The organism is Mesorhizobium sp. MC2-1-1 (assembly GCF_057597255.1).
The window spans coordinates 2,021,070-2,039,257 of record NZ_CP195205.1; the positions used below are offsets into that span (position 1 = coordinate 2,021,070).

Here is an 18,188-nt window from a genome sequence, read left to right on the forward strand (position 1 = left end):
GTAATGTTTTCTCATCCACCGTTCCAATCGGCGTTGCCTGCCAGATCGGTGAACGCGCTCGCCTTTCATGCGTTCCGGAATAAGGAGCCGCTAACAAGGCCGCGAAATGTGGGAAGGTTTCAGGCCCGGGCGAGCAGCGCCTCAACCTCCTGCAATGTCGGCATCGACGGCGCGGTGCCCGGACGTGTCACCGAAATGCCGGCGACCGCGCAGGCAAAGCGCATGGCCTCCAGCGGCCCGACGCCTTTTGCCAAGGCCGCGGCGAGGCCGCCATTGAACGCATCGCCTGCGCCCGTGGTCTCAACCACCGGCCCGGCATTGACCGCGCCGACATGTTCGGAACGGGTCTTGGTGTGCAGCAAGGCGCCCTTCTCGCCAAGCGTCACGATGACGGCGCCGACGCCCTTGGCCAGCAGGGCATCGCCGGCGCGGCGCGCGTCGTCGATCGACGAAACCTTGATGCCGGTCAGCCCTTCGACTTCAGTCTCGTTGGGTGTGACATAATCGCAAAGTGTGTAGATGCGGTCCGGCAGGCTGGCGGCCGGCGCGGGGTTTAGGATGGTCGTCACCCCCGCCCCGCGCGCGATCTCAAGCGCCTTCAATGCCGCGTCAATCGGCTGTTCGAGTTGGGTGACGAAGACGCCGGCGGAGCGGATGAGGCCGGCATGCGCCTCGATATCGGCGGGCGAGATCAGCATCGCGGCCCCCGGGCTGACGATGATGGCGTTGTTGCCGCTTCCTTCCTCGACGAAGATATAGGCTGCGCCCGTATAGCTGCCCGGCGTGTCGATGACGGCGCTCTTCACACCTGCGTCCTTCCAGGTCTGCTTCGCCATGTCGGCGAAGGCATCGACACCGAGGCGTGTCAGGAAGGTGATGTCGGCGCCGAGCTTGCCGGCCGCCACCGCCTGGTTCGAACCCTTGCCGCCCGGGCCGAGCTTGAAGGAATTGCCGAGGATCGTCTCGCCCAGGCGCGGCTGGCGGTCGGCGCGATAGGCGGTGTCGGCGACGAAGACACCCAGGATCACAACGGGCTTGCCGATGGCCATATCTCTACTCCGCATCCGGCGGCACGACGCCCTTGCGGAAGGCAAAGCAGCCATAGAAACGACGCTCGCCGGTCTGGATGACGCAATAGGCCTTCTTTGATCGCTCGTAGAAGGCGTAGCGCTCGATGGAGATCATAGGCCATGGCTTGCCCTCGGCCGCGTCAATCTCCTTCTGGACCTCCTTCTGCACCGGCGGGATTTCGTCCGGCTTGCCGACGATCTCCATGCGCGCGGCGGCATCGTTGACGAAAGTGTCCAGCGGAAAGACCGACAGCACCGCCTTCACCACTTCGGCCGCCGTCGCGTCGACACGCAAGAGTTTGCCGAGAACCGTCTGGCGCGCCACGGAATCGGACGGGAAATTGGTGTCGGCGATGATCAGGTCGTCGCCATGGCCCATCGCCCGCAGCGCCTGGAGCACATCGGCATTGAGCAGCGGATTGATCCCTTTGAGCATGGTTTCCTCTTGCAGGGTTGATGCGGTCAGAGACGCTTGCCGGTCCCGGCGTCGAATAGGTGGACCTGGTCGAGACGGGGCTTGAGCTTGAGCGTGTCGCCCGGCTTGAAGTCGTGGCGCTCGCGAAACAGCGCAACCATCTCGCCCTCACCGAAGCGCAGGAATACCAGGGTCTCAGAGCCGGTCGGCTCGACAACGGAAATGTTGGCAGCGACACCGTCAGGATGGATTTCCAGGTGCTCTGGGCGGACGCCGTAGACGACGGCCTGACCGTCCTCACCGGCACCGCCGGCGGGCATCGGAAACGCTGTGCCGGCAATGTCGACGACCGGCCTCTCGCCCTTCCTCACGGTGCCCTTGAGCAGGTTCATAGCCGGCGAGCCAATAAAGCCGGCGACAAACAGATTGGCAGGCCGGTCGAACAGCTCAAGCGGCGCGCCGATCTGCTCGATGCGCCCGTCGCGCATCACGACGATCTTGTCGGCCATGGTCATAGCCTCGATCTGGTCGTGAGTGACGTAGATGGTGGTCGTCTTTAGCCTCTGGTGCAGTTCCTTGATTTCGGTGCGCATCTGCACGCGCAGCTTGGCGTCGAGGTTGGAAAGCGGTTCATCGAACAGGAACACCTGCGGATTTCGCACGATGGCGCGGCCCATGGCGACGCGCTGGCGCTGGCCGCCCGAAAGCTGGCGCGGATAGCGCTTGAGGTAAGGGGCGAGGTCGAGGATGTCGGCGGCGCGCTTGACCCGTTCGGCAACGACCGCCGGGTCGGTGCCGCGCAGCTTCAGCGCGAAAGCCATGTTCTGCTCCACCGTCTTGTGCGGGTAGAGCGCGTAGTTCTGGAACACCATGGCGATGTCGCGCTTGGCCGGCGGCAGATTGTTGACCACGCGGTCACCGATCGAAATGGTGCCGCCGGAAACAGTCTCCAGACCGGCCACCATTCTGAGCAGCGTGGACTTGCCGCATCCCGACGGGCCGACCAGCACGACGAACTGTCCGTCGGCAATGTCGACACTGACCTCATGCAGGACCTTGACGGTTCCGAACGCCTTGGCCACACTGCTGATCGCGACTTGAGCCATCGTCTCCCCTTTTGTCTTTTGCGGTGAAGCTAGCCATTGCCAGCGGCAACGGCAAGTCGGTATCTTATTGATAAAAAGCCAATCTTGTTGACAAGGTAATCGATTACGCGAATAGTGGCGAGTGCCAATCCGAGAGCAGGCCTGTTATCCTGAGATCGGAGCTCCGGCGACGCAGGGTGGGGTCCCACGTCCCCGTATGATCGAGGAGAACCGAGAGACGTTTCGACGTCCGAGAGATTGGCCACTTCAATTCAATGGCTGTTGTTCTGGGAGGAACCTGTAGATGAGAGTCGATCTGTATGAAAAACTGATGCGCGCCGGCGCAAGCCGCCGCGATGTGCTGAAGGGTGCCGCCAGTATGGCAGCAGTCGCCGCAGCTTCCGGCGCTGGGCTCGGCGCACTGACGCGACCTGCCGCCGCCGACGATGGTTTGCGCGCGAAGATCCTGCAGATCCCGGGCGTCGGCAAAGGCCAGCCGACCGACGCCGACTTCCAGAAAGTCGGTGAGCTTTGCCTTGGCGGCACCAAGACCAATGTCAAGGAAGGCGAATTCGCCGGGGTCGAGCTCAAATTCATGGGTCTCAACAACCAGAACCTGCACAACGTTCTGTTCCGCGGCTTTTTGAAGCCGTGGGAGGCCTATACCGGCGCGAAGATCAGCTGGATCGACCTGGCCCAGGCCGACTACAATGCCCGCTTGCAACAGTCGATTGCCACCGGAACTGTTGATTTCGACATTGCCGAGATGGGGGCGCCGTTCGAAGGCGATGTCTGCGGCAAAGGGCTCACTTCTGAAATGCCGGACTGGGTCAAGAAGCAGATCGATATCGACGACCTGGTCAACTACCTGAAGCCGCCGGTCGGCACCTGGAACGGCAAGCAGTATCGCGTGACGATCGACGGCGACACGCATAATTTCAACTACCGCACCGACGTGTTCGCCGACGCAGACCTCGCCAAGCAATGGAAGGACAGCGGCGGCGCCGGCGAATGGGGCGTGCCAAAGACCTGGCAGCAGGTTCAGGCAGTGACCAAATTCCTCAAGGGCAAGAAGTTCAAGGGCCAGGACGTCTACGGCTATCTCGACGCGCCCAAGCCATGGGGCGGATTCGGCTTCTACTTCCTTGGCAGCCGCGCGACCGCCTACGCCAAGCATCCCGACGACAAAGCCTGGCTTTTCGACGCCGACACGATGAAGCCGCGCATCAACAACCCGGCCTGGGTGCGGGCCATCCAGGACGTCATCGACGCCCTGCCGTCGGAACCCGCCGACCAGATCAATGCCGATCCGAACACCACTGGTTTCCAGCAGTTCCTGGCCGGGACCGGTTCAATGATCCCGTGGTGGGGCGACATCGGCTCCAACGCCAAAACCAACGATTCCTCTGTGATCGGTGACCTTTGCGGCTTCGACATACTGCCGGGCTCGGACGACGTCTACAATTCGAAGACCGGCAAATGGGAAAAGCTGCCAGGCGGTCCCAACTACGCGCCCAACCTCGCCTATCTCGGCTGGGGCATCTATGTTATGGCCCGCGTTGACAGCGACCCGAAGAAGCAGAAGGCCGCGTGGAGCGCCGCCGCGCATCTTGGTGGCAAGGACCTGGCAATCTGGACGGCCATGTATCCGTCCGGCTTCCAGTGCTACCGCAACAGCCAGCATAACATCGACGAATGGGTGGCCGCTGGCTATGACAAGGCGTTCATCACGAACTACCTCGACTCCCAGTTCAACTCCTACAACCATCCGAACGGCGCAATCGAGCCGCGCATCCCCGGCATCTTCCAGTACTACTCGGCCGCCGAGGACATCCTGGCCAACACCTTCGCCGGCAAGATGAAGGCGCAGGAAGGCGCCGACGCCATCGCCGCCGCCTGGGAAAAGCTGACCGACCAGATCGGCCGGGAAAACCAGATCAAGCTCTACAAAGCCTCGCTAGGCATGTAGGCTGGCTTACCAACGTCGCGGCCCGATGACGGATCGTCATCGGGCCGTATCTTTACCGGCTCGGCCGGTTTGATGCGCTAAGAGGCGAGAGGCGTGGCAGAGCAGATTTCGACCGCGAATGCGTGGCCGGCAAACCCGGCCGACCTGATCCCGGCAGGCCGCAAGCGCCTCGGCTGGGGCCTGCTGGCCATTGCAACGCTTGGCCTGCTGGCAATCATCGTCGTGCAGATCCTCTACAAGAGCGAGATGTCCACGATCGGCTTCGACACATGGCGCCCGGTGATCTACGCCTATGTTCTGTGGGGCGTCGCCCTCGGCGCCTGGCAGGTGCTGACGCGCGGCGAGGACGGCCAGCGGGCGCTCTTCCTTTTGCCGGCACTGCTCTTCACCATCGCCATGGTGATCTTTCCGACGCTGTTCGGCTTTTACATCGCTCTGACCGACTGGAACCTCAGTTCCTTCACAGGGCGCAGGTTCAACGGCCTCGACAATTTCTGGCAGATGCTGGCCGATCCCTATTACCGCAACGCGCTGTTCAACATGGTGCTCTACGTGCTTGCGGTGCTGGTCGAATATGTCATCGCCTTCGGACTGGCGCTGCTGCTCAACGCCCAGATCCGGGCACGCAAGTTCTTCCGCGTCGTCTTCCTGCTGCCGCTGATGCTGTCCCCGGTGGCCGTGTCCTGGATGGTCGGCAAATCGCTGATGGAGTACCGGTTCGGACCTGCGGCGACGCTGGCGCGTCATCTCGGCTGGGACAATCCCGCCTTCTTCTCCGATCCGATCACCGCCCGCATCTCGATCATGATGCTCGATGCCTGGACCTTCATCCCGTTCATGATGATCATGCTGCTTGCCGGCCTGCAGGCGATGTCGCGCGAGGTGCTGGAAGCTGCCCGCGTCGACGGCGCGACCGCATGGCAGACCTTCTGGCAGGTGACCTTCCCGCTGATGCTGCCGGTGTCGGTCACGGCCGTCATCCTGCGCATCATCTTCAAGCTGAAGCTTGCCGACATCGTCATCACCCTGACCTCCGGCGGCCCTGGCGGCGCCACCGATTCGGTGTCGAGCTTCATCTATCGCGAGTATCGCGATCGCTCGAATGTCGGCTACGGCACGATGCTTGCCATGGCTTATCTCGTCATCATCGTCGTGTTTGTGACCTGGCTTCTGAAATTCGCCAGTCGCTTCGTGCGCAACGTCAACTGAGCGGCCGTCATGAGCGTCCAGACAACCGACTATACCGTTTCCGAAATCCGTTCGCCGGCGGCCTTCATCGCCAGCCGCGTCTTCATCTATGGCGCGCTTGTCTTCTGGGCCTTCGTCTGCCTGTTCCCGATCTACTGGACAATCACCACCTCGTTCAAATCGGCGGTCGACGTCACGCAAGGCCATCTCATCCCCTTCGTTGACTTCCAGCCGGACTGGAAGGGCTGGCGCTCGCTCGGCCTGTCGCCGGATTCGATCTTCGAGACTTCGACCGTGCGCGACGAATTCCTGAAACGCTTCATGAATTCGGTCATTACCTCGGTCGGCGCTTCGGGCCTCGCCATCATCATCGGCAGCCTCGCCGCCTATGGCCTTGTCCGCTACCGTTACAAGTTCGCCTGGTTCAGGAACGAGGACATCTCGTTCTTCTTCCTGTCGCAGTTGATCCTGCCGCCCGTCGTTTTGGCCCTGCCCTTCCTCGTGCTCTACCGGGAAGTGGCCCTCCTCGACACGCGCATCGGGCTCGTGCTGCTCTACACGCTGATGGTGCTGCCGATCGTCATCTGGATCATGCGCGACCAGTTCAATTCCATTCCGGTCGAGCTCGAAGAGGCAGCCCTTGTCGACGGGCTCTCGATCTGGGGCGCCTTCTTCCGCATCGTCATGCCGATCGCGTTGCCCGGCATGGTCGCCGCTTTCATTCTGGCGATGGTGCTTTGCTGGAACGAGTATTTCTTCGCCGCCCTCCTGACATCGACCGACGCCAAGACCATCCCTGTCATGGTGGCGAGCCAGACCGGCTCGCAGGGCATCAACTGGTGGTCGATGGCGGCCTTGGCCACGGCCGCGATCGCGCCGCTTGCCATCATCGGCATCGCGCTCGAGCGCTATCTGATCATGGGCATGACGGCCGGTTCGGTGAAGTAGATGGCGCCTCTCTTTCTCCCTTTGTGAGGAGAAGGGGGCTAGGCCTGCAGGATCGACCGCAGATGGTCGAGGATCAGGGCGACGCCGATCCTGCCGAGATCCGCCGAGGCTTCCGCGGCGCTTTTCGTGTACCAGCCGGTGTTGTCGGCGAAATGCTTCTCGTCCACCGCCTCCGGACAAAGCGCCAGCATCAGCGAGGTTTCGCCGATGCCTGCGTGGTCGAACGGATATTTGCCGTTCATCACGGCCGGCATCAGCGGATGCACCTGCACCCAGTTGAAGACATTCTCGCCCTGGGCATGGCCGGCATAATAATCGGCCATGGTGTTCGACCCCCACCAGCCCTCGCCGCGTTCCTTTTCAAGGAAGCGGAAGATCGCCTGCCGGCCGGCGGTCTTGAAGGCGAGATCGGTCGGCATGCCGGCAATGAAATTCTCGGTCTGGTGGTGGATGATGGCGTGGATGTTGCGAAAGCCGATGCGCAACAGGCCGTAGAACAATTCCTCCGCGAAGGGCGAAAGCACCGGACCCCCCACCTGCACCGAGCCGTTGCCTTCCGGCGCCGCCACCGCATAGCTCGCCGCGCCGTAATAGAAGGGCGGCAGGATGACGATGTCCCTCTCCTTTTCGATCAGCTCCACCGTCTTGATGACGGCCAGCGTATCCATGCCCACCGCCATGTGCTCGCCATGGTATTCGAGCACACCGAGCGGCAGCACGACCGGCCAGTTCTCCTCGATCGCCTTGCGGATCTGGTGCGGCAGCATCAGCTCGTAGCGCATCCCCTACTCCATATTGGTGTGCCTGGCGCGCATGGCTTCCGGCGACGCCCCAGTCAGCGCCTTGAGCTTCAGCACCATGATTTCGAACAAAAGGAACAGCGCGCCCTCGAACAGCGAGCCCATCGGCAGCACCGAGGTTACTGCCGCGCCCTGGTCGCTAGCCATCGTCTGCGCCGGGATGAGCAGGGTGAAGTCGGCAAGGCTGGCGGCGCTGCTTTCCGGTTGCGCCGTCAAAAGCAGCACCTTGGCCCCGGCGTCGCGGGCCACACGCATCAAGGTCAGCACAGTGGTGGTCTCGCCCGGACCTGAGCTTGCCAGGAAGACATCGCCCTGCCCCAGCGGCGGCGTGGTCATGTCGCCGACGACCGAGACCGGCAGCCCGAGATGGTAGAGCCGCATGGCGAAGCCCTTCACCTGCAGCGCCTCGCGGCCGCAGCCATAGACGGCGATCCTGCCGGCGCCGGCAAGCATTGTGCAGGCGGCGTCGATCCGGGTCTCGTCGGTGCGCGCCAGCACTGCGCCAAGCTCGTCCAGCGCGGTCGCGAACATCCCGGATCCGGTTTTGATCATAACGGCTCACCCTGTCTACGAGATGTCACCAGGCGCTATGGACGTGGCTCCCGCAGCGAAACACTTGTTTTTGTTCATGCTATCATCGCGAAAATTGCTGTCCAACGAGCCTCGGCGCTTTTGCTGGGCCACGAGCGTGATAGTGTCATGTCAGACAAATCGCTCCGGGACATCGTCAGACATGAAGACACGGCATTTCGACCGCATCGGCAATGGCGGCATCACCTTTACCGAACTCGGTTTCGGCACCGCGCCGCTCGGCAATCTCTACCGCGCCATCACGAATGACGACGCCAATGCCACCCTGGAAGCGGCATGGACGGCAGGCTGCCGCTACTATGATACCGCACCGTTATACGGCTTGGGCCTGTCGGAAACCCGCCTGAATCCCTTCCTGCGCGGCAGGAAGCGCGACGACTATGTGCTGTCCAGCAAGGTCGGACGCATCATGCGCGTCGCCCCTCCGGACCAGCGCACCGGCATCGGCAAGTTCTTCGATACGCCGTCGCGCCGGGAGATTTACGACTACTCATATGACGGCGTCATGCGCTCCTTCGAGGCCTCGCTGGAACGTCTGGGCGTCGACCGCATTGACATCCTCTTCGTGCATGACGTCGACATCTTCACTCATGGCAGCAAGGAAGCCTCCGATGCCCGCATCGAGGAATTCATGTCGTCCGGCTATTACGGGCTGCTGGCGCTACGCGACCAAGGGGTGATCAAGGCCTTCGGTGGCGGCATCAACGAGTGGCAGGTCGCCCAGACGCTCGCCGAACGCGGCGATTTCGATCTGTTCCTGCTCGCCGGCCGGTACACGTTGCTCGAGCAGGAGGCGCTTCAATCCTTCCTGCCGCTTTGCCAGAAGCGCGGCATCGGCATCGTGCTTGGCGGCCCCTACAATTCCGGCGTGCTTGCGACCGGACCGAAGCCCGGCGCTTTCTATAACTACAGCGAGGCGCCGCGGGAGATCCTGGAGCGCGTGGCGCGTATCGAAGCCGTCTGCAAGCGCCACAACGTGCGCCTGATCGAGGCCGCGCTGCAATTTCCACTTCAGCATCCATCGGTGATGTCGGTCATCCCGGGCGGCCAGCGACCAGCCGAGGTCGAAAGCAACCGCGCACTGCTCGACACCAGGATACCGGCGGCGCTCTGGGCGGATCTGAAACAAGAAGGCCTGATGCGCGCTGACGCGCCAACGGGCTGAGCCGGGTCCGAGCAGCCGCAAAAAAGAAAAGCCGGGCAACCCCGGCTTTCCTGCACTTAAAGAGAAAGGTCTTAGTTGACCGCGTCCTTGAGGCCCTTACCGGCCGAGAACTTCGGCACGGTGCGCGCCGGAATCTTCACTTCCGCACCGGTCTGCGGATTACGGCCGGTCGAAGCAGCGCGTTTTGACACGGTGAAATTTCCGAAGCCGACAAGCCGCACATCGCCGCCCTTCTTCAGTTCGCCTGTGATCACGGAGAACACCGCATCGACGGCGGACTGCGCATCAGCCTTCGAAATGCTTGCGGCGTCGGCGACAGCGGACACCAGTTCGTTCTTGTTCATCAAAATTCCCTTCCATGAGAAAACCGGAACCTACGACTCATCCGGCAGGAAACGGACTTTAGAAAGAAGCGTTCCGGAACCCAAGCCGAAAACCGCGGAATTCCGGGCTTTTTTCCATTTTTTCATGGCTTTTTCACATGAAAAAGCCGGGCTCAAGGCCCGGCTCTCTCTTTGTGCAGTGCACTGTTAGAATATTCTAATGTGCAAGCGACTTTCCGGCGTCATCGCCGCTGTCGACCGGAGCCGGCGCATTAACCGGCTCGACCCACTCGATCGGCTCCGGCATCCGGGTAAGCGCGTGCGCGAGCACCTCGCCGACCCGCGAGACCGGAACGATCTCCATGCCGTTCTTCACATTGTCCGGAATGTCCGCCAGATCCTTGACGTTCTCTTCCGGGATCAGGACCTTCTTGATGCCGCCTCGCAATGCGGCGAGCAACTTCTCCTTCAGGCCGCCGATCGGCAGGATGCGCCCGCGCAACGTGATCTCGCCGGTCATTGCCACATCCGCCCGGACCGGGATACCCGTCAGCACCGACACGATGGCGGTGGCCATCGCGGCACCGGCTGACGGGCCGTCTTTCGGGGTCGCGCCTTCCGGCAAGTGCACGTGGATGTCGCGCTTGTCGAACAGCGGCGGCTCGATGCCGAAATCGAGCGCTCGGGAGCGGACATAGGACGCCGCCGCCGAAATCGATTCCTTCATCACGTCGCGCAGGTTGCCGGTCACCGTCATGCGGCCCTTGCCGGGCATCATGACGCCTTCGACCGTCAGCAGCTCGCCGCCGACTTCCGTCCAGGCAAGGCCCGTCACCACACCGACCTGATCGTCAGCCTCGACCTGTCCGAAGCGGAAGCGCGGCACGCCGAGATAATCGGCGAGGTTGTTCGCCGTGATCTTCACCGTCTTCTTCTTCGTCCGCAGGATTTCGGTCACCGCCTTGCGGCCGAGCTTCATCAGCTCGCGCTCCAGGCTGCGCACGCCGGCTTCCCGCGTGTAGGTCTGGATGATGCCGCGGATCGCATCCTCGCCGACCGAGAATTCGTTCGGCTGCAGGGCATGATCGCGGATCACCTTGGGCATCAGGTGGCGCTTGGCGATTTCGACCTTCTCGTCCTCGGTGTAGCCGGCGATGCGGATGATCTCCATGCGGTCCATCAGGGGCGCAGGGATGTTCAGAGTGTTCGCCGTCGTCACGAACATCACGCTCGACAGGTCGTATTCAACCTCGAGGTAATGGTCCATGAACGTCGAGTTCTGCTCCGGATCGAGCACCTCGAGCAAGGCCGATGACGGATCGCCGCGGAAGTCCTGGCCCATCTTGTCGATTTCATCGAGCAGGAAGAGCGGATTGGACTTCTTGGCCTTCTTCATCGACTGGATGACCTTGCCGGGCATCGAGCCGATATAGGTCCGCCTGTGACCGCGGATCTCGGCCTCGTCGCGCACGCCGCCGAGCGCCATGCGGATGAACTCGCGGCCGGTCGCCTTGGCAATCGACTTGCCGAGCGAGGTCTTGCCGACGCCGGGCGGTCCGACGAGACACAGGATCGGCCCCTTCAGCTTCTTCTGCCGGCTCTGCACGGCAAGATACTCGACGATGCGCTCCTTGACCTTGTCGAGGCCGAAATGATCGGCGTCGAGCACGTCCTGCGCATAATTGAGGTCCTGCTTAACCTTGGAGTTCTTGCCCCACGGGATCGACAGCAGCCAGTCGAGATAGTTGCGCACCACGGTCAATTCAGCCGACATCGGCGACATCGACCGCAGCTTCTTCAATTCGGCTTCCGCCTTCTCGCGGGCCTCCTTGGAGAGCTTGGTCTTCTTGATGCGCGCCTCGATCTCGGCCGCCTCGTCGCGGCCGTCCTCGCCCTCGCCGAGTTCCTTCTGGATCGCCTTCATCTGCTCGTTGAGGTAGTACTCGCGTTGCGTCTTCTCCATCTGGCGCTTGACGCGCGAGCGGATGCGCTTCTCCACCTGCAGCACGGAGATCTCGGCTTCCATGAAGCCCATCGCCTTTTCCAGACGCTCCTTGACGGAAAGCGTGGCGAGCATCTCCTGCTTCTCGGGGATCTTGATGGCGAGATGCGAGGCAACCGTGTCGGCGAGCTTTGAATAGTCGTCGATCTGGCTGGCCGCACCCACCACTTCGGGCGAGATCTTTTTGTTCAGCTTGACGTAATTCTCGAAGTCGGTGACGACCGACCGGGCAAGCGCCTCGATCTCGACCTCTTCCTCTTCCGGTTCGGCGAGCGCGGTGGCGCGGGCTTCATGGAAATCGGCGCGGTCGGTGAACGAGACGATCTTCGCGCGCGATGCGCCCTCGACCAGAACCTTCACGGTGCCGTCGGGCAGCTTCAAGAGCTGCAGCACATTGGCGAGCGTGCCGATGTCGAAGATCGCATCGGGCTCGGGATCGTCGTCGGCTGCATTCATCTGGGTGGCGAGCAGGATCTGCTTCTCCTGACCCATCACCTCTTCCAGCGCCTTGATCGACTTTTCACGGCCCACGAAGAGCGGAACGATCATATGCGGGAACACGACAATATCGCGCAGTGGGAGGACTGCGAAAACGCCGTCGCCGGAAGCCTTGGATATCTTGGCCATTGTCCAACCTTTCATGTCGCGGCCGCTAATTTTAGCCAACCGCGAATCTCATATTAACGACCGACTGTCGTTCCGCCTACCACCGTTTGTGACGGGAATTTTACAGCACGGAATCCGGCGCCTCGGCCTTCCGCTGTTAGGTGGATGCGCCGGGGGCAAAGATCAAGGGTTAACACGGCCTGGACGTCCATTCCGTCACCTCGTGGCAGGCCCAAACAGCAAAACGGCGCCACGCGGGCGCCGTTCCATGAAAATCAGAGGGTCGGGAGGCCGTTTCAGGCACTGACGTTGCCCTTCTTTTCCTTCTGCTCGGAATAGATGTAAAGCGGCCGGGCGTTGCCCGAGACCACCTCTTCCGAAATCACCACCTCGCGCACGCCTTCCAGCGCAGGTAGCTCGAACATGGTGTCGAGCAGGATCGCTTCCATGATGGAGCGCAGGCCGCGGGCGCCCGTCTTGCGCTCGATGGCGCGCTTGGCGATCGCCGACAGCGCGTTCTCGTGGAAAGTCAGGTCGACGTTCTCCATCTCGAACAGCCGCTGGTACTGCTTGACCAACGCGTTCTTCGGCTCGGTCAGGATCTGGATCAGCGCCGGCTCATCGAGGTCTTCCAGCGTCGCCAGCACCGGCAAACGGCCGACGAATTCGGGAATAAGGCCGAATTTCAGGAGATCTTCCGGCTCGACCTGGCGGAACAGGTCGCCGGTGCGCCGATCCTCGGGCGAGGCAACGGTCGCGCCGAAACCTATCGAGGTCTTGCGGCCGCGATCCGAGATGATCTTGTCGAGACCGGCGAAGGCGCCGCCGCAGATGAACAGGATGTTGGCGGTGTCGACCTGCAGGAATTCCTGCTGCGGATGCTTGCGGCCGCCCTGCGGCGGCACGGAGGCGACGGTGCCTTCCATGATCTTGAGCAGCGCCTGCTGCACGCCCTCGCCCGACACGTCGCGGGTTATCGAGGGATTGTCCGACTTGCGCGAGATCTTGTCGATCTCGTCGATATAGACGATGCCGCGCTGCGCGCGCTCGACATTGTAGTCGGCCGACTGCAGCAGCTTCAAGATGATGTTCTCGACGTCCTCACCGACGTAACCGGCTTCGGTCAGCGTCGTGGCGTCGGCCATGGTGAACGGCACGTCGATGATGCGGGCAAGCGTCTGCGCAAGCAGCGTCTTGCCGCAACCGGTGGGGCCGATCAGCAAGATGTTCGACTTGGCCAGCTCGACGTCGTTGTTCTTGCCGGCATGCGCCAGGCGCTTGTAGTGGTTGTGGACCGCCACCGACAGCACGCGCTTGGCGTAGGGCTGGCCGATGACGTAGTCGTCGAGGACCTTGAGGATCTCCTGCGGGGTCGGTACGCCCTCGCGCGACTTCACCATCGAGGTCTTGTTCTCCTCGCGGATGATGTCCATGCAGAGTTCGACGCATTCGTCGCAGATGAAGACCGTCGGCCCCGCGATCAGCTTGCGGACTTCGTGCTGGCTCTTGCCGCAGAACGAGCAGTAAAGCGTGTTCTTTGAATCACCGCCGCCGTTGCTGACCTTGCTCATTTTTCTGTCCTTTCACCGACGCCCGCCGATGGCCTGGCTTTGAGTGACGTCTCACCAATCTATCGCGGGAATCCGCCACCGCCAGTGTCCCGGCTCACACAGCGCATCCCGTACGAAACACAAATCAGAAAACGCGGCAATGATTCGCAGCAACCCCATGCAAAGCTAAGCCGTCGAAAATCAACATAGCCTTAACGTAGGCAATCCCAACGCCTGAGGGAACAGCCAAATGTGGCCGAAATGCCGCAAGGCGCGCCAAAAGCGCGTTATGCTGCCATTTGCCGTCGATTGTTAGGCTGAAGCCGCGCTTGTCTCGGGGCCCTCGCGGCTTGAGATGACCTTATCGATCAGACCGAAATCCTTGGCCTCGTCGGCGGTCATGAAATGGTCGCGGTCGAGGGTCCTTTCGATCTCCTCATAGCTCTTGCCGGTATGCTTGACATAGACCTCGTTCAAGCGGCGCTTCAGCTTGATGATGTCCTGCGCATGACGTTCGATATCCGAAGCCTGCCCCTGGAAGCCGCCGGACGGCTGATGGACCATGATGCGGGCGTTCGGCGTGGCAAAACGCATGTCCTTGTGACCGGCGGTCAAAAGCAGCGAACCCATGGAGGCCGCTTGGCCGATGCAGAGCGTCGACACGGCCGGCTTGATGAATTGCATGGTGTCGTAGATCGCCATGCCCGAGGTGACGACACCGCCCGGCGAATTGATATAAAGGTTGATTTCCTTCTTGGGATTCTCCGCCTCGAGGAACAAAAGCTGTGCACAAACCAGCGTCGCCATCCCGTCCTCGACCGGACCGGTGATGAAGATGATGCGTTCCTTCAAGAGGCGCGAGAAAATGTCATAGGCGCGCTCGCCGCGATTGGTCTGCTCGACCACCATCGGAACGAGGTTCATGTAGGTTTCAACGGGGTTCTTCATGGACTACCCTTGTTGGAGATGGATTTCCGGCACCTTGGTATACGAGCAATGGCGCGGAATCGTTCTGGATCGGTTACGACCTAAATAGGATGCCGGCTCACCCTAGCGCAAGGCCGCCTCTCCTAGCCATCTGGTTAAGTCGAGTAAAGCGCGGCAAGACCGGGAAACACGGCCGACTTGGTCCCGCGGGGCGGCTCGAACATGGTTGCCCGGGCGAAGCCGTCCGCAAAGTAGCAATTCCTTAACCGCGCCGCTTAACGAAAAGCCCTGAAATCACTGTCCGCCCGCGGACCTTCCGCTACAGTCCTGCGTTGTGAAGGCGTCCTTTTTCAACGGGGGAATGTCATGATCCGCAAACACTCCGCATCGCTGGCGGCAATCGCGATGCTTGCCAGCGTCTGCGAAACCGCCGCCGGCGGCCGGGCGCTCGAATGCTATGAGCCGATCCACAGGCCGGCGGTATACGACACCGTCTACGAGGATGTGATGCTCAGCCCCGGTGGACAGGTGGTCGATTACGACGCGCCCATCTACGGCACCTATCAGGGCGTGGAGCAGATCGCGCCGAAGCGCATCACCTATGAGACCGTGCCTGCGGTCACGCGCACGATCTACCACACGGTGAAGATCGACGATGGCGGCTATGCGTGGGAATGGCGCGTCATCCACGGCCGCAAGGTGCTTTGCAAGGTATGGCGCAAGGCCCACTATGCGCGCGTCGCCGAAACGGTCGTGGTTCAACCGGAGCGTGTCCGGCGCGTCTTTCATCCGGCGGAATATGAAGCAGTGGCCCACGAAGTCCTGGTGCGGCCGCAACAAGTCCGCATCAGGGAAATTCCGCCCTCATACGGGACGGTGGCGCGACGGGTGGTGGTGCGGGAAGGCTCGACAAGCTGGCGGCGAGTGCATATCCCCCGGCACTGCCCGGATTAGCCCGCGGGTTGCAGCCGGCCGGGCGGCGGTGTCGCGCTACCCGGCCAAAGCAGTTTCTGGCTCAGGCCAGATCGACGTCGAGGATCGCCATCGAGAAATTGTAGTCGCCGTCGTCCTCGTCCTTGAAGACGATGCCGAGAAACTCGTCGCCGACATAGACCTCGGCGGAGTCTTCCTTGCGCGGACGCGCCTTCACCTGCAGCTTGGGATTCTGGAAGACGCGCTTGAAATAGGCGTCGAGCTTTCTGATTTCGTCAGGCTTCAAAAGTCTTCTCCGAAATGTCGGGCTTGTTCGTTGGAACGCGCTTCTGACACGCCAACAATGGCCATGTAAAGGCAAGCCCACAGGATAACACGGGACAACGGCCAGCCAGAACCAGCGCTTACCGGCCGCCGGCGGTGAAGGCCTGTTCAGATGTCGAAGCTGACCACGTGGTCCATGCTCTGCGACGGCAGGAGCTGGTCCATCTGCCGCGAGGGCTGGTCGCAGCCGGTCTCGCCGACGACGCGCGCGGGCACGCCGGCGACCGTCTTGTTGTGCGGCACGGGCGACAGCACCACGGAGCCGGCCGCGATCTTCGAACAATGGCCGATCTCGATATTGCCGAGGATTTTGGCGCCGGCGCCGATCAGCACGCCGCGGCGGATCTTCGGATGGCGGTCGCCATTGGCCTTGCCGGTGCCGCCCAGCGTCACTCCGTGCAGGATCGACACGTCATCCTCGATGACGGCCGTCTGGCCGACGACCAAGCCCGTGGCGTGGTCGAGGAAGATACCCTTGCCGATGCGGGCCGCCGGATTGATGTCGGTCTGGAATACCGAGGACGAGCGGCTCTGCAGATAGAGCGCGAAGTCCCGGCGGCCGTGGTTCCACAGCCAATGCGCCAGCCGGTGCGTCTGGATCGCATGAAAACCCTTGAAATAAAGAACCGGCATGATGAAGCGGTCGCAGGCCGGATCGCGGTCGTAATATGCCTGGATGTCGACGCGAACCGTGGTGCTCCACTCCGGATCGTCGTCCAGCATGGCCTTGAAGGTCTGGCGGATGAGGTCGGAGCCGATGTCCTGATGCGCCAGGCGCTCGGCGAGCCGGTGGATCACCGCTTCTTCCAGGCTCTCCTGGTTGAGGATGGTGGAATAGAGGAAGGCCGCGAGCAACGGATCGCGGTTCACCGCCTCCATCGCTTCGTCACGAATCGACCGCCAGATCGGATCGACCGGCTGCACCATGCTGGGGCGGGCAATCGTAATGCTGTTCATCGACGCTCTCCGGCCTTGCTCTTTCTCCGGCGGCACATATAGGCCAAATCATAGCACGGTTGAACTCAATTTTCCTTAGTGTCTCGTCAAATGGACATGGTTCACGCGGATTCAAGCGACGATGGAAAACGAACCCTTGATCGGCGAAGCGCTGAAAAGCGAGCTTGTGGCGCTCTATGAGGCCGCGGATCGCCACTACCACGGCCTGGCTCACATCGAGGCCATGCTGGCGTTGGCGGCCGAATACCGGCGCCTTATGCATGATCCCGAGGCGGTCGAAGCGGCGATCTGGTTCCATGACGCCATCTATGACAGCCGAGCCAAGGACAATGAGGCAAGGAGCGCGGCGATGGCCGAAAGGAAGCTCGCCGGTCGCATCCAACCGGCGCGCCTTGCCCGGATCATTGCCATGATCAACGCCACGGCCACGCACCAATTGCCACCGCTCGAAGACGAGGGTCCCGCCGGGGACGCCGCCCTTTTCCTCGACATGGACCTGGCCGTACTGGGCGCCGGGCCGGACACCTTCGACGCCTACGAGAGAGCGGTCCGGCGCGAGTATGGCTGGGTCGAGGAGACGATGTGGCGCGCCGGCCGCGCTTCTGTCCTGAAAACCTTCCTTGCCCGCCCGCGGATTTTCCATACCGCCGAATTCCGCAGGCGCTTCGAACCACAGGCCCGACACAACATCGAGCGCTCGCTGGCGATGCTGGAGCGTTGAGAGGGCTTAGAGCAACTCCAGGAACAGTGCGAGCGGTTTTCCGTCCGGAATTGCGTAAAAACAAAGGGATAGAGCGTATCATCGTTTCATGGAAACGGTGATACGCTCTAGTCGGGGAAAGTCTCCATCCGCTGCGCATAGGGCTTGAATCCCGCGCGTCCGTAAACCGACCGGGCGGTCGGGTGGTCATAGGTGTCGGTGTGGAGCCAAAGCCTTTGCGGCCGATGCGACCAAGCCGCGCGCAACGCGCGGTCGAGCAGGAACGGCCCCAGCCGCTTTCCCTGGAGCGCGGGGACCAGTCCGAAATGAACGAGTTCGATGGCCGCCTTCCCGACATGATTGAACTCGCAGAAGCCACCGGCCTCGCCGTCGACACGCAGCACATGGATATGCGTGGCATCGTCGGCGAGCAGCGCTTCGAGTTCCACCTCCGCCATGCGCAGACGCTGATCCCATTGCACCGGTCCGCCGACCGCGCGGTAGAGACCGAGATAGCCGGCCAGATCAAGCGCCTCGCGCGCCACGAAGGCGCCGGCCAAAGGCGGCGCGCGCGGCGCGCTCTGGGGCGGCGCGAGCATCTCCATGTACGTGACGAGAAGATCGACCATATGTCG

The 18,188-nt window shown here is 62.0% G+C and carries 18 protein-coding genes; 6 read left to right on the plus strand and 12 right to left on the minus strand.

Features of this window, described 5'->3' with window-relative positions; all coding sequences use genetic code 11:
• Positions 1-119 precede the first annotated feature (119 nt).
• Genes rbsK through ACR64R_RS10215 form a run of 3 tightly spaced genes read right to left on the minus strand, consistent with a single transcriptional unit; the run spans position 120 to position 2,591 of the window.
• Complete coding sequence (gene rbsK / locus ACR64R_RS10205) at positions 120-1,049, minus strand: ribokinase (RefSeq protein WP_487361510.1); 930 nt, start codon at positions 1,047-1,049, stop codon at positions 120-122.
• A 4-nt stretch (positions 1,050-1,053) separates the two neighbouring features.
• The gene (locus ACR64R_RS10210; protein ID WP_487361511.1) at positions 1,054-1,506 is read right to left on the minus strand and encodes an RbsD/FucU family protein; all 453 of its coding nucleotides are present in this window, start codon (positions 1,504-1,506) and stop codon (positions 1,054-1,056) included.
• Between the two features lie 26 nt (positions 1,507-1,532).
• Complete coding sequence (locus tag ACR64R_RS10215; protein WP_487361512.1) at positions 1,533-2,591, minus strand: ABC transporter ATP-binding protein; 1,059 nt, start codon at positions 2,589-2,591, stop codon at positions 1,533-1,535.
• A gap of 283 nt (positions 2,592-2,874) precedes the next feature.
• Between ACR64R_RS10215 and ACR64R_RS10220 the strand changes: the two genes are divergently transcribed.
• The 3 genes from ACR64R_RS10220 (at position 2,875) to ACR64R_RS10230 (ending at position 6,675) form a co-directional block, all read left to right on the plus strand.
• A complete protein-coding gene (locus ACR64R_RS10220; RefSeq protein WP_487361513.1) occupies positions 2,875-4,539 on the plus strand; it encodes a type 2 periplasmic-binding domain-containing protein in 1,665 nt (554 codons plus the stop codon).
• A gap of 93 nt (positions 4,540-4,632) precedes the next feature.
• Positions 4,633-5,748 carry a carbohydrate ABC transporter permease gene (locus tag ACR64R_RS10225; protein ID WP_487361514.1) on the plus strand — a complete coding sequence of 372 codons (1,116 nt, stop codon included), beginning with the start codon at positions 4,633-4,635 and terminating at the stop codon, positions 5,746-5,748.
• A 9-nt stretch (positions 5,749-5,757) separates the two neighbouring features.
• The gene (locus ACR64R_RS10230; RefSeq protein ID WP_487361515.1) at positions 5,758-6,675 is read left to right on the plus strand and encodes a carbohydrate ABC transporter permease; all 918 of its coding nucleotides are present in this window, start codon (positions 5,758-5,760) and stop codon (positions 6,673-6,675) included.
• A 38-nt stretch (positions 6,676-6,713) separates the two neighbouring features.
• Here the strand turns inward: ACR64R_RS10230 and ACR64R_RS10235 are convergent, their stop codons facing one another.
• Both ACR64R_RS10235 and hxlB read right to left on the minus strand, forming a co-directional pair.
• Positions 6,714-7,457 (minus strand): creatininase family protein, encoded by a 744-nt coding sequence (locus tag ACR64R_RS10235; protein WP_487361516.1) that lies wholly within the window; start codon positions 7,455-7,457, stop codon positions 6,714-6,716.
• A 3-nt stretch (positions 7,458-7,460) separates the two neighbouring features.
• Complete coding sequence (gene hxlB / locus ACR64R_RS10240; RefSeq protein WP_487361517.1) at positions 7,461-8,006, minus strand: 6-phospho-3-hexuloisomerase; 546 nt, start codon at positions 8,004-8,006, stop codon at positions 7,461-7,463.
• Positions 8,007-8,208: 202 nt separating this feature from the next.
• On the opposite strand from hxlB, the gene ACR64R_RS10245 reads away from it, so the two are divergent.
• A complete protein-coding gene (locus ACR64R_RS10245; RefSeq protein WP_487361518.1) occupies positions 8,209-9,231 on the plus strand; it encodes an aldo/keto reductase in 1,023 nt (340 codons plus the stop codon).
• A gap of 71 nt (positions 9,232-9,302) precedes the next feature.
• Here ACR64R_RS10245 and hupB read toward each other — a convergent pair whose 3' ends face one another.
• The 4 genes from hupB to clpP all read right to left on the minus strand — a co-directional run bounded on the left by hupB (position 9,303) and on the right by clpP (position 14,660).
• Positions 9,303-9,575 carry a DNA-binding protein HupB gene (hupB, locus tag ACR64R_RS10250; protein ID WP_040969493.1) on the minus strand — a complete coding sequence of 91 codons (273 nt, stop codon included), beginning with the start codon at positions 9,573-9,575 and terminating at the stop codon, positions 9,303-9,305.
• 196 nt (positions 9,576-9,771) lie between these two features.
• Positions 9,772-12,183, minus strand: a complete 2,412-nt coding sequence (gene lon / locus ACR64R_RS10255; protein WP_487361519.1) for an endopeptidase La — start codon at positions 12,181-12,183, stop codon at positions 9,772-9,774.
• A gap of 275 nt (positions 12,184-12,458) precedes the next feature.
• Positions 12,459-13,733, minus strand: coding sequence for an ATP-dependent Clp protease ATP-binding subunit ClpX (gene clpX / locus ACR64R_RS10260; RefSeq protein ID WP_040981372.1), 1,275 nt, complete (start codon positions 13,731-13,733; stop codon positions 12,459-12,461).
• Positions 13,734-14,024: 291 nt separating this feature from the next.
• Complete coding sequence (gene clpP, locus ACR64R_RS10265; protein WP_487361520.1) at positions 14,025-14,660, minus strand: ATP-dependent Clp endopeptidase proteolytic subunit ClpP; 636 nt, start codon at positions 14,658-14,660, stop codon at positions 14,025-14,027.
• Between the two features lie 345 nt (positions 14,661-15,005).
• On the opposite strand from clpP, the gene ACR64R_RS10270 reads away from it, so the two are divergent.
• Positions 15,006-15,593 carry a hypothetical protein gene (locus ACR64R_RS10270; protein ID WP_487361521.1) on the plus strand — a complete coding sequence of 196 codons (588 nt, stop codon included), beginning with the start codon at positions 15,006-15,008 and terminating at the stop codon, positions 15,591-15,593.
• A 61-nt stretch (positions 15,594-15,654) separates the two neighbouring features.
• On the opposite strand, the gene ACR64R_RS10275 is transcribed toward ACR64R_RS10270, so the two are convergent.
• Together ACR64R_RS10275 and cysE are read right to left on the minus strand one after the other, a co-directional pair.
• Positions 15,655-15,858 (minus strand): DUF3126 family protein, encoded by a 204-nt coding sequence (locus ACR64R_RS10275; protein ID WP_040969488.1) that lies wholly within the window; start codon positions 15,856-15,858, stop codon positions 15,655-15,657.
• 146 nt (positions 15,859-16,004) lie between these two features.
• Positions 16,005-16,853, minus strand: coding sequence for a serine O-acetyltransferase (gene cysE / locus ACR64R_RS10280; protein WP_042644430.1), 849 nt, complete (start codon positions 16,851-16,853; stop codon positions 16,005-16,007).
• A 121-nt stretch (positions 16,854-16,974) separates the two neighbouring features.
• Here cysE and ACR64R_RS10285 point away from each other — a divergent pair, with 121 nt between their 5' ends.
• Positions 16,975-17,574, plus strand: coding sequence for an HD domain-containing protein (locus ACR64R_RS10285; RefSeq protein ID WP_487361522.1), 600 nt, complete (start codon positions 16,975-16,977; stop codon positions 17,572-17,574).
• A gap of 107 nt (positions 17,575-17,681) precedes the next feature.
• Here ACR64R_RS10285 and ACR64R_RS10290 read toward each other — a convergent pair whose 3' ends face one another.
• On the minus strand, positions 17,682-18,182 hold the full coding sequence (locus tag ACR64R_RS10290; RefSeq protein WP_487361523.1) for a GNAT family N-acetyltransferase: 501 nt from the start codon (positions 18,180-18,182) through the stop codon (positions 17,682-17,684).
• Positions 18,183-18,188 lie beyond the last annotated feature (6 nt).

What these genes read in the sequence shown, in the direction of transcription:
- ACR64R_RS10270 (WP_487361521.1), top strand. Translation starts at nt 15,006, where the DNA reads ATGATCCGCAAACACTCCGCATCGCTGGCGGCAATCGCGATGCTTGCC.
- ACR64R_RS10290 (WP_487361523.1), bottom strand. Translation starts at nt 18,182, where the DNA reads ATGGTCGATCTTCTCGTCACGTACATGGAGATGCTCGCGCCGCCCCAG.
- ACR64R_RS10235 (WP_487361516.1), bottom strand. Translation starts at nt 7,457, where the DNA reads ATGCGCTACGAGCTGATGCTGCCGCACCAGATCCGCAAGGCGATCGAG.
- ACR64R_RS10285 (WP_487361522.1), top strand. Translation starts at nt 16,975, where the DNA reads ATGGAAAACGAACCCTTGATCGGCGAAGCGCTGAAAAGCGAGCTTGTG.
- hupB (WP_040969493.1), bottom strand. Translation starts at nt 9,575, where the DNA reads ATGAACAAGAACGAACTGGTGTCCGCTGTCGCCGACGCCGCAAGCATT.
- rbsK (WP_487361510.1), bottom strand. Translation starts at nt 1,049, where the DNA reads ATGGCCATCGGCAAGCCCGTTGTGATCCTGGGTGTCTTCGTCGCCGAC.
- hxlB (WP_487361517.1), bottom strand. Translation starts at nt 8,006, where the DNA reads ATGTTCGCGACCGCGCTGGACGAGCTTGGCGCAGTGCTGGCGCGCACC.
- cysE (WP_042644430.1), bottom strand. Translation starts at nt 16,853, where the DNA reads ATGAACAGCATTACGATTGCCCGCCCCAGCATGGTGCAGCCGGTCGAT.
- ACR64R_RS10210 (WP_487361511.1), bottom strand. Translation starts at nt 1,506, where the DNA reads ATGCTCAAAGGGATCAATCCGCTGCTCAATGCCGATGTGCTCCAGGCG.
- ACR64R_RS10220 (WP_487361513.1), top strand. Translation starts at nt 2,875, where the DNA reads ATGAGAGTCGATCTGTATGAAAAACTGATGCGCGCCGGCGCAAGCCGC.
- lon (WP_487361519.1), bottom strand. Translation starts at nt 12,183, where the DNA reads ATGGCCAAGATATCCAAGGCTTCCGGCGACGGCGTTTTCGCAGTCCTC.
- ACR64R_RS10245 (WP_487361518.1), top strand. Translation starts at nt 8,209, where the DNA reads ATGAAGACACGGCATTTCGACCGCATCGGCAATGGCGGCATCACCTTT.
- clpX (WP_040981372.1), bottom strand. Translation starts at nt 13,733, where the DNA reads ATGAGCAAGGTCAGCAACGGCGGCGGTGATTCAAAGAACACGCTTTAC.
- clpP (WP_487361520.1), bottom strand. Translation starts at nt 14,660, where the DNA reads ATGAAGAACCCCGTTGAAACCTACATGAACCTCGTTCCGATGGTGGTC.
- ACR64R_RS10215 (WP_487361512.1), bottom strand. Translation starts at nt 2,591, where the DNA reads ATGGCTCAAGTCGCGATCAGCAGTGTGGCCAAGGCGTTCGGAACCGTC.
- ACR64R_RS10230 (WP_487361515.1), top strand. Translation starts at nt 5,758, where the DNA reads ATGAGCGTCCAGACAACCGACTATACCGTTTCCGAAATCCGTTCGCCG.